This window comes from Streptomyces sp. NPDC055400, from assembly GCF_053644375.1.
In genome coordinates this window covers 76,398-89,683 of sequence record NZ_JBSHLM010000002.1, presented here as the reverse complement: position 1 = coordinate 89,683, position 13,286 = coordinate 76,398, and the positions used below count along the sequence as shown (strand labels likewise).

10 protein-coding genes are annotated in these 13,286 nt (G+C 69.8%); 6 read left to right on the top strand and 4 right to left on the bottom strand.

Translation table 11 applies throughout. From position 1 onward, the window contains the following. The first annotated feature begins 14 nt into the window (after nt 1-14). The 3 genes from ACWIGU_RS04710 (at nt 15) to ACWIGU_RS04700 (ending at nt 3,599) form a co-directional block, all read left to right on the top strand. Nucleotides 15-800: a cyclase family protein gene (locus tag ACWIGU_RS04710; RefSeq protein WP_454397431.1), complete on the top strand. Its 786-nt coding sequence runs from the start codon at nt 15-17 to the stop codon at nt 798-800. After that, nucleotides 797-2,431 (top strand): thiamine pyrophosphate-binding protein, encoded by a 1,635-nt coding sequence (locus ACWIGU_RS04705; protein ID WP_454397429.1) that lies wholly within the window; start codon nt 797-799, stop codon nt 2,429-2,431. The genes ACWIGU_RS04710 and ACWIGU_RS04705 overlap by 4 nt, the downstream gene beginning before the upstream one ends. A 271-nt stretch (nt 2,432-2,702) precedes the next feature. Then, nucleotides 2,703-3,599, top strand: a complete 897-nt coding sequence (locus ACWIGU_RS04700; protein ID WP_454397428.1) for a LysR family transcriptional regulator — start codon at nt 2,703-2,705, stop codon at nt 3,597-3,599. Nucleotides 3,600-3,668: 69 nt separating this feature from the next. On the opposite strand, the gene ACWIGU_RS04695 is transcribed toward ACWIGU_RS04700, so the two are convergent. Next, nucleotides 3,669-4,445 (bottom strand): SDR family oxidoreductase, encoded by a 777-nt coding sequence (locus tag ACWIGU_RS04695; RefSeq protein ID WP_454397426.1) that lies wholly within the window; start codon nt 4,443-4,445, stop codon nt 3,669-3,671. Between the two features lie 484 nt (nt 4,446-4,929). Between ACWIGU_RS04695 and ACWIGU_RS04690 the strand changes: the two genes are divergently transcribed. Continuing rightward, nucleotides 4,930-6,729, top strand: coding sequence for a SpoIIE family protein phosphatase (locus tag ACWIGU_RS04690; RefSeq protein WP_454397424.1), 1,800 nt, complete (start codon nt 4,930-4,932; stop codon nt 6,727-6,729). Between the two features lie 173 nt (nt 6,730-6,902). On the opposite strand, the gene ACWIGU_RS04685 is transcribed toward ACWIGU_RS04690, so the two are convergent. The 3 genes from ACWIGU_RS04685 to ACWIGU_RS04675 all read right to left on the bottom strand — a co-directional run bounded on the left by ACWIGU_RS04685 (nt 6,903) and on the right by ACWIGU_RS04675 (nt 8,972). Next, on the bottom strand, nt 6,903-7,559 hold the full coding sequence (locus tag ACWIGU_RS04685) for a YceI family protein (protein WP_454397422.1): 657 nt from the start codon (nt 7,557-7,559) through the stop codon (nt 6,903-6,905). A 319-nt stretch (nt 7,560-7,878) separates the two neighbouring features. Further along, entirely contained in the window at nt 7,879-8,229 is a 351-nt protein-coding gene (locus ACWIGU_RS04680) for a hypothetical protein (RefSeq protein ID WP_454397420.1), read from the bottom strand. Between the two features lie 137 nt (nt 8,230-8,366). Next, nucleotides 8,367-8,972 (bottom strand): hypothetical protein, encoded by a 606-nt coding sequence (locus ACWIGU_RS04675; RefSeq protein ID WP_454397418.1) that lies wholly within the window; start codon nt 8,970-8,972, stop codon nt 8,367-8,369. A 771-nt stretch (nt 8,973-9,743) separates the two neighbouring features. Between ACWIGU_RS04675 and ACWIGU_RS04670 the strand changes: the two genes are divergently transcribed. Together ACWIGU_RS04670 and ACWIGU_RS04665 are read left to right on the top strand one after the other, a co-directional pair. After that, nucleotides 9,744-10,391 (top strand): hypothetical protein, encoded by a 648-nt coding sequence (locus ACWIGU_RS04670; RefSeq protein WP_454397416.1) that lies wholly within the window; start codon nt 9,744-9,746, stop codon nt 10,389-10,391. A gap of 24 nt (nt 10,392-10,415) precedes the next feature. Next, nucleotides 10,416-13,211, top strand: coding sequence for a TIR domain-containing protein (locus ACWIGU_RS04665; protein ID WP_454397415.1), 2,796 nt, complete (start codon nt 10,416-10,418; stop codon nt 13,209-13,211). Nucleotides 13,212-13,286 lie beyond the last annotated feature (75 nt).

Here is a 13,286-nt window from a genome sequence, read left to right as displayed (position 1 = left end):
CGCAGGAGGCCACGATGTCCCAACCCTCCGTCCTCGCCGCGCTGACGTCCGCCCTGAGCAGTGGCGCGATCGAAGTCGTCGACCTCACGGCGCCGTTGTCGTCGTCCACACCGGTGCTCCAACTGCCCGCCCAGTTCGGCCAGACCGCGGTCTTCGAACTCGAGGAGATCAGCCGCTACGACGACCGGGGACCCGCCTGGTACTGGAACAACTTCCGCAGCGGCGAGCACACCGGCACGCACTTCGACGCGCCCAACCACTGGATCACCGGGCAGGCCCTCGCCGACGTGGCATCCGTGCCCGCGCAGCAACTGATCGCCCCGGCAGCCGTGTTGGACTTCTCCGTCGAGGCGGCCGCGAACCCGGACTTCCTCGTCGAGGTCGAGCACATCAAGGCGTGGGAAGCTCAGCACGGGCCGCTGCCCGACGGGGGCTGGCTGCTGCTGCGCACAGGATGGGACGACCGCTCGCATGCCCAGCAGGAGTTCCTCAACGCTGACGAGAACGGCCCGCACACCCCAGGCCTTTCGGCGGAGTGCGCCCGCTGGGTCGCCGAAAAGGCGCCCGTGATCGGTCTCGGGGTCGAGACGGTGGGCACCGACGCCGGCCAGGCACCGGGCTTCGATCCGGCCTTCCCGTGCCACTCCTTCCTGATGGGCAGCGGCAAGTACGGCCTGACCCAGCTGCAGAACCTCTCCGCGCTGCCGCCGACCGGCGCCGTTGTCCTGGCCGGACCGCTGCCCATCGTCACCGGTTCCGGCGCGCCCGCCCGCGTGCTCGCACTGGTGGAGCGCGCGTGAAGGTCGCGGAAGCGGTCGGCCGGGCCCTGGCCGCGGCCGGCGTCGACCACGTCTTCGGTGTGGTCGGTTCGGGGAACTTCCACCTGACCAACGCCCTGGTCGCGGCCGGCTCCCGGTACGTCGCGGCCCGCCATGAAGGCGGGGCGGCCACCATGGCCGACGCCTATGCCCGTATGAGCGGCAAGGTGGCGGCGCTGTCGGTGCACCAGGGGTGCGGGCTGACCAACGCCCTCACCGGCATCGGCGAGGCGGCCAAGAGCCGCACCCCGCTGCTCGTTCTGGCGGCCGAGACCACCGAGACCACCTCGAACTTCTACGTCGACCAGGACGCGCTGGCCCACTCGGTGGGTGCCGTCACCGCCCGGGTGACCTCGGCCGAGGACGCGGTCGAGCAGGCGTGCGCCGCCGTGCGGCGGGCCCTGCACGAGCGTCGTACCGTACTGCTCAATCTGCCGCTGGAGATCCAGGCCCTGGACGCCCCCGAGGGCACATCGATCACGCCGCCTCCCGAACGGACCCCGGTCGAGCCGGAGTCGGACGCCGTCGCCCAACTGGTGCAGACCCTCGAACGCGCGCAGCGCCCGGTCTTCGTCGCCGGACGGGGAGCGCGGACGCCGAACGGCCGCGACGCCCTGGCCGCGCTCGCCGAGCAGCACGGCGCGCTCCTGGCCACCTCTGCCGTCGCCCGCGGGCTGTTCCACGACAACCCGTGGTCGCTCGACGTGTCCGGCGGATTCTCCTCGCCCCTGACCGCGGAACTGGTCAAGGGCGCGGATGCGATCGTGGGCTGGGGCTGCGCACTGAACATGTGGACGATGCGGCAGGGCCGGCTGATCGGCCCGGAGGCCACCGTCGTTCAGGTCGACGACGACCCGTCCGCCCTCGGCCGGCACCGCAGTGTCCACCTCGGCATCATCGGCGACGTCGAACGCACGGCACGGCGCGCCCTCGAAGCGAGCGGAGGACGTCGAACCGGCTACCGCACCCCCGCCATCAGAGAGTCCATTGCCGCACACGTGCGCTGGCGCGACGTGCCCTACGAGGACGAGAGCAGCCATGAGCGCATCGACCCCCGCACCCTGAGCATCACACTGGACGACCTGCTGCCCGCCGAGCGCGTAATCGGCGTGGACTCCGGGAACTTCATGGGCTACCCCTCCATGTTCCTGTCGGTGCCCGACCACAACAGCCTGTGCTTCACCCAGGCCTTCCAGTCCATCGGCCTGGGCCTTTCGACGGCGATCGGCGCGGCGCTGGCCCGGCCCGACCGGCTGCCCGTCGCCGCCCTGGGCGACGGCGGCGCGCTGATGAGCGCCGTCGAACTGGACACCGTCCGCCGCCTGGGACTGCCGATGGTGGTCGTCGTCTACAACGACGACGCGTATGGCGCAGAGGTCCATCACTTCGCCCCCGGCCAATTCCCCCTGGGCACGGTCGAGTTCCCGCCCACCGACATCGCCGCCATCGCCCGGGGCTACGGCTTCGAAGCGGTCACCGTCCGCACCCGCGCCGACCTCGAACCCGTCCGGGACTGGGTCGCCGGGCCCCGCGCCACACCCCTGCTCATCGATGCCAAGGTCACCGCCGAGCACGGGGCCTGGTGGCTGGAGGAGGCCTTCCTCGGCCACTGAGACACGGCGACGGACATGGACGAGACGGGCCGGCAGTTCGCCGTACACGCCGGCCGTCCCCAGGGCCGTCAACCGGCTTCCCGGCCGCCTGCGGCACTCACGTTCTACTGGCCGCCTCAAGGCCGCCAGGTGCAGGTGAGGGGCATTCCGCTGGACGTCGCTCCACCCGCCGACAAAACCTCCAACCCGCGTGGCGCACATGCCACGCCTACTGTTACGACGATGACAAAGGGTGGGCCCTCGGTCCGCCGCAGTGAGGGAACGGGAGCCGATGAGCCTTCGTCAGTTCGAGTACGCCCTGGCCATTGCCGAGGAGGGCTCGGTGACGGCGGCCGCGGAGCGGCTGCACGTCGCTCAACCGTCGGTGTCCCAGCAGATCCGCGGCCTGGAGCGGGAACTCGGCGTGGAACTGTTCGCCCGCACGCCGACCGGACTGGTGCCCACCGTGGTCGGCCGCGCGTTCCTGCGGGAGGCGGAGGCCGCGGTGAGCGCGGCGCGGCGGGCAAGGGCTACAGCACGGGCCGGCGCCGACGAGCTGGTCGGCGAGCTGGTGGTAGCGGTGCAAATGGGCTTTGGCGCACGGCAGTTGCCGGGTGCACTGGGCGCGCTGCGTCGACGCTTCCCACGCCTTGAGGTCACCGTCTTCGAGGAGCCGAGCTCCGCCGAACTTGAGCGGCTGTGCCGCCGGGGCGTGCTGAACCTCGCCCTGATGGCGGCGTGCGAGCGGAGCCCTGCCGACGCCCACCACCTGGGCGACGAGGAGTTCGTGGTGGTGCTGGGCGCCGGCCACCGGCAGCTCGCCGCGGACCGGGTCGGGCTGCGCGAACTGGAGGGGGAGCCGTGGGTGAGGTTCGACCGCGACAGCGCGCTCGACGGTGTGCTGATGAACGTGCTGCGGGACAACGACCTGACCCCGACCACGGCCGCCCGTGTGTCCCAGACGGCGACGGCCGTGCGCTGGGCCGCCCACGGCCTCGGGGTGACGCTCGTCCCTGCCTCCGCGGTGCCCCACGGTTACGAGCACCTCGTGCGCCCGGTGTTCCCGGGCGTGTCCCAGCCTGTCATCGCCGTGGTCCGGCAGGGCGCGGGCCCGGCGGAGCCGACCCTGCTCGAACTCCTGCGTAAGGAGACCTGGTCCGAGCCCGCTTCCTTCTCGCCGGTGACCTGACGGCCGGGAAGAAAGCCGGCGCCGCTGAACTCTTCTTGTCGAAATCGGCGTTCCGGAATTCCGTCGGCGTCAGCCCCTGGGGAATTCGCCGCCGTCCACGACGAGATTGCTTCCGGTCAGCCAGCTCGCCCGGTCGGAAACGAGGAACAGCACTGCGTGGGCGATGTCGTCGGGCTGACCGTCGCGCCCCAGCGGGGTGGTGTCGTCGGCATTGATCTGGGCCGGCCCCGCGTTCAGCTGCGCCCACTGCTCCCGCGTCTCTTCACCGCCGGGGGTGGCGACTCGGCCGGGAGTCACGGTGTTGACCCGGATTCCGAGCGGGGCCAGCTCCGAGGCCAGTCCCCGGCTGTAGTTCTCCAGCGCCGCCTTCGCCGCCGTGTAGTGCAGGAACGGCCCCATCGGGGTGAGGACCGCGGCCGAGGAGACGTGCACGATCACCCCCGAACGCCGCTCCCGCATCCCCGGTGCCAGCAGCGAGTCCAGCCGCACCGACGCCAGGTAGTTCAGGTCCAGTGCCTCCTGCCACTCCTCGTCGGGAATGGCCGAAGCGCCCGTGTACGGTCGCGCCCCACCCGCGTTGTGGATCAGGACGTCGACCCCGCCGAGCACCTCCTGTGCGGCCGCAGCGAGCGCCTGTGCTCCAGCCAGTGTCCGCACATCGGCCTTCACGAAGGTGGCCCCTTCCGGCACGGTGCTTGTCGCCGACCTGGCAGTCGTGAGCACCTCGGCACCCGCGTCCAGGAGTTGGCGCACGACAGCCGCTCCGATTCCGCGAGAACCACCCGTGACCAGGGCCCGCTTTCCCGCGAGTTCCCGCGTTCCCGATCCGTTCTCGATCGTGGTCATGCCACCGGTCCTCTCAATTCGCGTGTGAGTCCGCTCGACGAAAAAGGAGCGACATGCGCACAGCGCGATTCCTCGGAGAAATCGCGGTGAGTATCTCGTCGAGCTGTTTCACGGTACGTACGGAAAATGGTGAGAGGCAAAGACGGAATGTCAGCAGGTGCCATAGGGAATCCCTATGGCACCCCGGACGGCCAACGCGGTGAGGCCGCCGGTGGGCAGCGGCCAAGGGCGATGTCCCCAGCGCCTCGCCCTCCCGGCATCCTGGATCGCATTCGAGGGCCGACTCGCCTCAGCTGCGACTGAACCCCAGCAACGCCATCAAAGCGGCGCATGTCGATCTGCGTCCCGCCGGTCCGCATCCGTCAACGCGTTCGATCCGGATCGGGAGGTCGAGGCCGCTGGGGCGTGAGTGAGCAGGCGAGGTAGGGCGGATCGACGGAACATGGGAGGGGCGGGAAAGGCAGAGTGCGCCGAGTAGACGGGAGTGCCGCAGGTGGGTGGCGGGCGCGAGCGCGGCGATTCCGAGGAGTACGACGCCGAGGTGCGCCAGCTCGCGACTCTCAACCGTTTGGCGGGACCGACCGCCGCCGGATCCGGCGAGGCGTCCGAGCGGACGCGCCACCGCGGAGCCGAACTGCTCGTGACGGGGCACGCCCTGGCGCGGGCCGCGTCGCTCGGAGAGGCTCTCACCCTGATCTCCCAGCTGGCCGACGCCACCCTGCCGTTGAGCGGCCAGGCGGTGTTCCGGTCCGACCGCGAAGTCCTGAGGTGCGTGGGCCAGGTCGGCTTCCGAGACGGAGAGGTCGACGCGCTTCGACTGCCTCTCGGCACGATTCATCCGGCCGCGCAGGTGGCCCGGACCGGGCGCCCCGTCTTCCTGGCCTCCCCGCAGGAGTACCGCGACCGCTTCCCGTCCGCCTGGCAACTAGCAGGGCAGAACGGGCACGAGGCCTGGGCCTTCCTGCCCCTGACGACGTACAGCCAGCTCACCAGCGTATGGATGGCGGCCTTCGACGCCCCGGTACCGATGACCGGCGGTCTGGGCACGTTCCTGTTGACCATGGCCCGCCTGCTCGGCCAGAGCATCGAGCAGTCGTACGACGGCCAGGCGGACCGCGTACTCTCCCAGGGCCTGCGCAGCAGCATGAGCCGGATCAACCCCGGTGTCGACGGCCTCACCGTCGCCGGCCGGTACGTGCCCACCGGCGGGGGTCTCATGGTCGGCGGTGACTGGTTCGACAGCATCCTCCTGCCCAGCGGGCGCCTCGGTGTGGTGATCGGCGATGTCCAGGGCCACGATGTGCAGGCCGCCGGACTGATGTCGCAACTGCGCACCGCCATCCACGCCTACGCCGCCGAAGGCCACGGCCCCGACGCCGTCCTCGTGCGCGCGTCCCGCTTCCTGACGTCACTGGGCGAAGGCCGCTTCGCCACCTGTATCTACCTGGAGGCCGATCCCGCCACCGGTATCCTGCGCATCGCCCGGGCCGGGCACCCGCATCCCGTGCTGCGTCTGCCGGACGGAACCTGTCTGCTCAAACACGTGCGGGGTGGCCTGCCCCTCGGGCTCGACCTGGGGGAGGACGACTACCCGGTCAGCGTCGTCTCCCTGCGCGAGAACGAGATCCTCATGCTCTGCACCGACGGTCTGATCGAGTCCGGCGGACACGACATGTACTCCGGTTGGCTCCGTGTGCGCAGTGCGCTGACTCCGGGCGGTCCTGAAGACCTGGACGGCCTGGCGGACCGGCTTCTGAACGCGGTCGTGGCCCCGTCCCCCTCACAGGCGGGCGATCAACCCGGCGCCTCCTTCACGGAGGACGACATCGCGCTGCTCCTCCTGCGCCGAGACCCGTCGGATGTGCATGCGAACCGGGCCGGGCGGCACCTGCGCTTCACCCTCGAACAGGATCAGGCCCAGGGACTCGCCGACGCACGGATCGAATTCCAGGGCCTGCTCCACGACTGGGTGCGGCCGGAGCAGGTCGACACGGTCCTCCTGCTCATTTCCGAACTCCTCGGGAACGTGCTGATCCACACGGATCACGCCGCTGTCCTTCGGGCCGAAATCAGCGGCGCCGCCCAAGGGCGGCGACGACTGCGCGTGGAGGTCACCGACCGCAGCGACGAGGTCCCGCACCGGCGCGCCCCCGGCGAACTCTCCTCCTCCGGACGCGGCCTCGTCCTCCTCGACCTGCTGGCCCACCAGTGGAACATCCGCCCCGAACCGGAGGGGAAGACGGTCTGGTTCGAACTCGACGAGGAGGGCCCGGAAGAACCCTGACCCGTGGCCGACCGAGCGTCTGCGCTGTTCTCTCCGCCGCGCCCGTCAGCCGATGCAGCCCGGAGCCGCGCCCTCTTCACCCGAATGGCGCCTTGGTGGGGTGACTTGTACATACGCCGCTTGGAATCACGCGCCGCAGCCGAGCGCCAAAGCCTTCGTGCGGGGTGGTGCGGCTATGTGATGGGTGTGGAGCGGATGGCGGAGATGTCGAACTGGAGCCGGACTTTTTCGCTGACCATGGTGCCGCCTGCTTCGAGGCGTTGGTTGTAGACGAGGCCCCATTGGGTGCGGTCGATGGTGGTGGTGGCGTCGAAGCCGGCTCGTTCGTAGCCGAAGGGGTCGAGGACGGAGCCGAGGTAGTCGAGTTGGAGTTCGACGGGCCGGGTGACGGCGCGGATGGTGAGGTCGCCCGTCATGCGGAAGGTTTCTGCGCCTTCGTGGGTGGTGGAGGTGCTGCGGAAGGTCATCTCCGGGTGGCGGCGGGCGTCGAAGAAGTCGGTGCCGATGAGGTGGGCGTCGCGTTGTTCGACGCCGGTGTCGACGCTGGCGACGCGGATGGTGATGTCGGCGCGGGACTGGGAGGGGCGGGTTCCGTCGAAGTACAGGGTGCTGTCGTAGTCGGTGAAGGCGCCGCGGACGGTGGTGACCATGGCGTGGCGTACGGAGAAGCCGATGCGGCTGTGGGGGCGGTCGATGGTCCATTGCCCGGTCAGTGCGCGAAGGGCGGGGTCGAGCGCGGGGCCGGTGGTGTCGTCGGGGAAGGGTGTGCGGGGGCCGACGGCGGGTGTCGGCTCGGTGGTCGCGCTCTGGCGACGGCTGAAGATACCCATGCGGTCGTTGCCCTCCTCGTTTTTGATTACTCCGTGTTATCACGGTGTGGGGAGGGGGCGGTCGGGGAGATGGGTGGCCTCGTCCGATATCTCTGTCGCGGCCTGCAAAGATGCACAGGATCGACCCAGGATCGTCATGAGTGTGAATGCACTGTCCGGCGGTACGTCTTCACGTTGAGTCGCCGCACGGTTCGGTGGAGTGGCCAGGTCGGCGTTCGCGGCGAACTCGGCGACCGCCCCGCGCAGCCCGAACTCGTGAACAAGAGGCTGTCCCCAACGTGCAGGGACCAGCCCTCCTCCGACGGGGCGCTTGCGCAGTTCACTTCGAGGGCGGATACGGTGCCAGGTGCTGTGCTCCCGCGAGGCAACCACTCTGCCATTCGTCCAGGTACGGGGCTTGGTAAAAGAGTTCACCGCAGTCTTCCCGGGCGACATCGGCCGTGATCTCCTCGCCGGCGCCCGAAATTTTCTGCCCCGCCAAATATCCGTCCCGGTAGACGTCGGCCCGGCTCTCGCGCTGGGTGCCCTTGCTGGGACCGCTGCTCGCTGTGGCCGTGCCGACGCCGTAGCCGGCCGCGAAGACTACGAGTACAGCCGTGACCGAGCCGATCGCGAGCCGCGCCTTGGGTATCAGGAACGGGCGGCTTGGTACGTCGTCCTTCGCGGTCATCCGGTCTCCTCGGGTGATGACGCTGAACTGATCAACAGTGTGGCCGCAGGTACCGCTCGTGTCAGCTGCTTGTGCACTCTTGCCGTTCCTGACCGGCGTTCAGGCCTTGGTGACCCGGCCCGCCAGCTGCTCACCCGTCAGGCGCGTAGGCCCGCTTGCCGCAGGCCGATCGCCGCCAGGTCGGCGATGACCTGTTCGTCGCCGCGCCGCCAAGCGTCTGCCAGGCCGCCGGGTGGCGTGGGCAGCGCTGAGAGTTCGCGCTTCGAGCCGGCGAGGACGCGCAGCGCGAGGATGTCGGCGCCGCCCGGATTGTCGGCGATCCGCCGGGTGACGGCGCTGCGGCGGATCCAGCGCACGCGCGGGGGCAGCCACAGCAGCAGCACGAACACCACCGGGATGACGATCAGGGCCACCGTGGACAGCGTCGCCACGTGGCCCACCGTGTCCTGAAGCGAACGACCTGCGTCGGCCAGCCCGGTGCCGGCCTCGGCGGCGGAGGTGAGCGGCTTCTTCAACTGCCCTCCCACGAACGGCACCTTCGAGGCGGCGTCGCCCGCGTCGATGAGTCCGTCGGAGAGGCTTTTGCCGGCGCTTTCCGCTTTGCGGCCCGGATCGGCCAGTCGACTGATCGCGTCGTGCACGGCCAAGGCCAGCTTCACCGCGGCGCAGATCAGGGCGACCGCGATCAGGTCTGCGAGGACCTGGCGGCTCCGGCGTGCCGTGGTCTGGGCGTAGAGGCGCATGGGCGTGCTCCTTTTCCGTCAGGGCATCGGCGGTCGGCCGCTGTCCGTGCGGTTACCCCGATCGGGAGGGCGGGACGCCGTGCCTACGTCGGCCCATGGGCCTTCAGGCATAGACCAGGCCCTGCTGCATTTCCGCGTGAAGGCGGACGGCGCCGTCATCCGCACCCGTTCGCGAGCCTCATATGGTCCATGTGGGCTCTCGGTGAGCCAGACCGCTCACGACTTCCACGGCGTGGGCGCCGCACCGCGCCCCGGTCCCTGTCACCGCGACCACTTGCGTGTCTCAGGGTTGGCCCAGGCGTACGGCGCTGAAGGGGGCGACCGGGTGCCCCCTTCGATCCCGGCGAGTAGCACTGGAGACCCCACCTCGTGCAGGACGCCGGTTCACAGTACGGACGTCACGACGGCCCGCCGATCGTGAGCCCTGAACTGCCGTATGACATGCGGGAGTTCCTGTCCAAGGCGGCTTCTCGGAGTGGTCGCCGATCGACAACGTCCAAGCGCCGTGCGCAATGAGTTGATCTAGTGCAGAGTGATCAGGCAGCAGGCGAGCTGGGAAGGCTTCATGGATGTCGGCGCGACGCTTCCAAGGGCGTGGCCGGCGCCCATGCGGCGCGAAGGATCGGTGGGGAGCGGATGAGAGACCAGTTGGCGTGGCGCGGTGGCCGACCGAGCCGTGCGCGGCGGATCGGGTCCGGTGTGGCGATCCGGCTGATCGGAGCTGCCGTCATCGGCGCGCTCACCGGGTTGACAGTCTTCAGCCTGACCCAAGTGACCAGCCGTATTCTGTTCGTCATCACGGGTGGTGTCGCGGGCGTGGTGACCGTCCTCGTACTACAGTGGTACCAGCGCACCGCCCGCCTCACGGAGGTGAGGGTCAGTATCCCGCAGCTGAGCGAGCTCACCTTCGCGGTCAACAACGACGCCCGCCAGGTCGCCTGGAAGATGTTCGTCGAAACGGTGACCCGGGTCTCCACCCAGCCCCTGGCCGGCGATGAGGGAGTCATCCGCGAGGCGCTCACCTCGATGTACGGACTGTTCGCCACGACACGCGAGACGCTGAAGGCCACGCGCCCGTCCGCGGCGGTCCCCGGTGGCCGGACGGTCGAGTCCCTGGCGATCACCCTGCTCAACCGCGAGCTGAGGCCGTTCCTCTCCCAATGGCACCCACGGCTACGGGAGTTCGAACAGGCTCACCCCGACAGTGCGGAATCCGACTGGCCGGACAATGCCGCTTGCCGGGCGGATCTGCAGCGGGTGCAGCGCGACATCTACGACTACGCGGTCGGCTTCGCCCGCCTCGCCGGTGTACGTGAGGCCGAGTCATTGATCGGGCCGGTCCCCGCCCCCCGCATCCCCGAGGGCCGGACCGGGGGGAGCGGCAGGCCGGAGACGGGCGATGCCCAGAGCGCGCGGTGAACATCCGAACTACGGGGCGGGCCAGTGGACCGTAGGAACAGCGGCGACATCGAGCACGACGCGTTCATTTCCTACAGCCATGCCTGGGACAAAGACGTCGCGAAGGCCTTCCACAGCCAGTTACAGGCCTTCGACCGGCCGTGGTACCGGCCGAGAAATCTCAGGCTGTTCCGAGACGAGACGAATCTGGCGGCAAGTCCCCATCTGTGGACGGAAATTGAACGCGCGCTGACCCGGTCCCGGTGGCTGGTGCTGATGGCGAGCCCGTCGGCTGCCGCATCCCGCTGGGTCCGGGACGAGATCCGCTGGTGGCTCACCCACCGGTCGCCGGACACCCTGCTCATCGCCTGGACGGACGGCACGCTCGTCTGGGACGGCGAGGGAGCGTCGTTCGACTGGTCGCAGACCGATGCGCTCCCGCGGGAGGAGATGGCCGAGGCGTTCGACCAGGAGCCTCGTTGGGTGGACTTACGGTGGTTACGCGGCCCGGAGCAGGTCAGTTCCGCCGACCCGCGGCTGATCGAATGCGTGGCGGAGTTCGCCGCCCCCCTCACCGGCAAGTCCAAGGACGAACTGATCGGCGACCACGTGCGGCAGCGGCGCCGGACGGTCCGCTGGGTGCAGGCCACGGTCGCCGTGCTGACCACCTTGCTCCTCGTCGCCGTGGCCGGCGGCGTCACCGCATACAACCAGCGCAACAGCGCCCGCGCCCAGACGATGGTCGCCCAGTCCCGGCAACTCGTGGCGTCAGCCTCATCGATCCAGGACGCCCAGCCCGACCTGGCACGCCAACTGCTGGCGCAGGCCTACCGGCTCTCGCCGACCGCCGAGGCGATGGGGGCGCTCGTCCAGAGCTATGAGATCCCCCGCGTCATCCACGCGCGCGGCACCATGCGTGCAGCCGCGTTCAGCAGGCGGGGGGTGCTTGCCGTGGCCGACGACGGTGTCCGGCTGTTCGATCCCGCCACCAAGACCCTCGTGGCCTCTGTGGACGTTCCGGACAGCGGCTCGGCCACGGTCGCCTTCAATGCGGACGGAAGGGTGTTGGCGGTCGGGGGAGCGACCGGTGACGTGCGGCTTTTTGATGTGACGTCCAGCAGTCGGCCAAAGTTTATGGGCGTGTTGTCCGCCGCGGTCGGCCGCACGGAAGCCCTCGTCTTCACCTCCGGCGGGAAGCTGATCGTCATCGCAGAGAAGGGCGGCGCCGTCGTCGACGTCAAGGACCCCGCACACCCGAGATCTCTCGGACCGCTGCCGGCCGCCACGATCGGGGCGAGTCCCCAGGGCAATCTGATCGTCACAGACGATGCAGGAGGCCGCCTACAGCTGTGGAACCTGTCCGGTTCCGCTCGGCTGACCCGGGCTGCCGGCGTCGCTGCACCGCACAGCGGCGTCCTGAACTCGGTGCTCCGCGTGACGTTCAGCTCGGACGGCAAGACCCTTGCTGCCGGAGGCGGCGAAGACTGGGTGCGCCTGTGGGACGTCTCGGATCCCGCTCATCCGGCCGCGCGACCTGATCTCTACGCAAAGGCCCTCATGGGCCTCAACACCGTGGCGCTCTCCCCTGACGGAACCACCCTGGCCACCGGGGACAGTGACGGCTCGGTCACTCTGTGGGACGTGTCCGACCCTCTTCGCCCCCGCTCCGGTGCCCGCCTGACCGGCCACACGGAGTGGGTGTACGGCCTCTCCTTCAGCCCGGACGGACATACCCTCGCATCCGTCAGCACAGACGGGCCCGCCTCGGAAAGCGACTCCAGCCAACTCGACGGCACGGTTCGGCTGTGGTCCCTCTCCGGGAGCGAGCGGACCTCTGCCTTCACAACCCTGCCGGTCGCAGGGACGTATCCGCCGTCCTTCAGCCCGGACAGTCATCTGCTGGCCGCCGGCGGCGAGCCGGCCACCGTGTGGCGGACGGACGGCCGGAGAACACCGCGTCTCGTGGCCACCCTGGACACATTCAAAGGCGGCCAGGCCGCCTTCGGTTCTGACGGGCGGACCCTGTTCTCCGGATTGCCGTTGGCCGCATGGGACATGACGGACCCGGCCGGTCCACGTCGCCTGACCCCCGATGCGTCCCGACCGGGCATTGCCGGAAGCGTCAGCCTCAACCCCGTACTCCCCTTGTTGGCCGCACGGGACCGGCCTGGCGGGTCGGTACAGCTGTGGGACGTGAGCAGCAGGAAACAGCCCGAACTGCTCGACACACTCAGCGACGGTGTCATGCCCCAGGCACTCGCCTTCAGCCCGGATGGCGAGCTGCTCGCGGCGGCCACCGAACAGGGCAGCGTACGGCTCTGGCACGTCGCCCCGCACGCTCGGCCCACGCCCGCGGGGGACCTCACCCCGGCCGGAGGAAAGGCCACCGCTCTGGCCTTCAGCCCGGTCGGCCGCAGCCTGCTCGTCGGTGACGACGCAGGGTCGATCACCACGTGGAATGTCGCTCGTCCGGGGAGCCCGGTGCAGAGGGGCACCTCCGCTCAGCACACCGGAGAGGTCCGGGGACTCGCCTTCCACCCCGACGGCGCACTCGCGGCCAGCGCCGGGCTGGACGGTCGTATCGAGCTGTGGGACGTCACCGACCTGGCCCACCCACGCGCGGTCACCGCGCTCAGCGGCGGCGGCCTCTACCCCGCCGCAACCGTGGCGTTCAGCCCGGACGGGCGCCTTCTGGCGGTCAGCGGTGACCGGGGCATGCGGCTATGGACCGTAGACCGGACAACCATCCTCCAGCGGCTGTGCGCAGAGTCCCGCCGCATCACCCGCGACCAGTGGACGCAGTACCTCCCAGACCGCTCCTACGACCCGCCCTGCGCCTGAGCGCACGACAAAGGAGGCATCGTGGCAACCGTCCTGAATCGCATCGCCCCGCTCGCCACACTGCTGGCTCTCCTG

Excerpts from the sequence above, each read along its gene's own strand:
- ACWIGU_RS04710 (WP_454397431.1), top strand. The coding sequence starts at position 15 with ATGTCCCAACCCTCCGTCCTCGCCGCGCTGACGTCCGCCCTGAGCAGT.
- ACWIGU_RS04700 (WP_454397428.1), top strand. The coding sequence starts at position 2,703 with ATGAGCCTTCGTCAGTTCGAGTACGCCCTGGCCATTGCCGAGGAGGGC.
- ACWIGU_RS04695 (WP_454397426.1), bottom strand. The coding sequence starts at position 4,445 with ATGACCACGATCGAGAACGGATCGGGAACGCGGGAACTCGCGGGAAAG.
- ACWIGU_RS04685 (WP_454397422.1), bottom strand. The coding sequence starts at position 7,559 with ATGGGTATCTTCAGCCGTCGCCAGAGCGCGACCACCGAGCCGACACCC.
- ACWIGU_RS04680 (WP_454397420.1), bottom strand. The coding sequence starts at position 8,229 with ATGACCGCGAAGGACGACGTACCAAGCCGCCCGTTCCTGATACCCAAG.
- ACWIGU_RS04675 (WP_454397418.1), bottom strand. The coding sequence starts at position 8,972 with ATGCGCCTCTACGCCCAGACCACGGCACGCCGGAGCCGCCAGGTCCTC.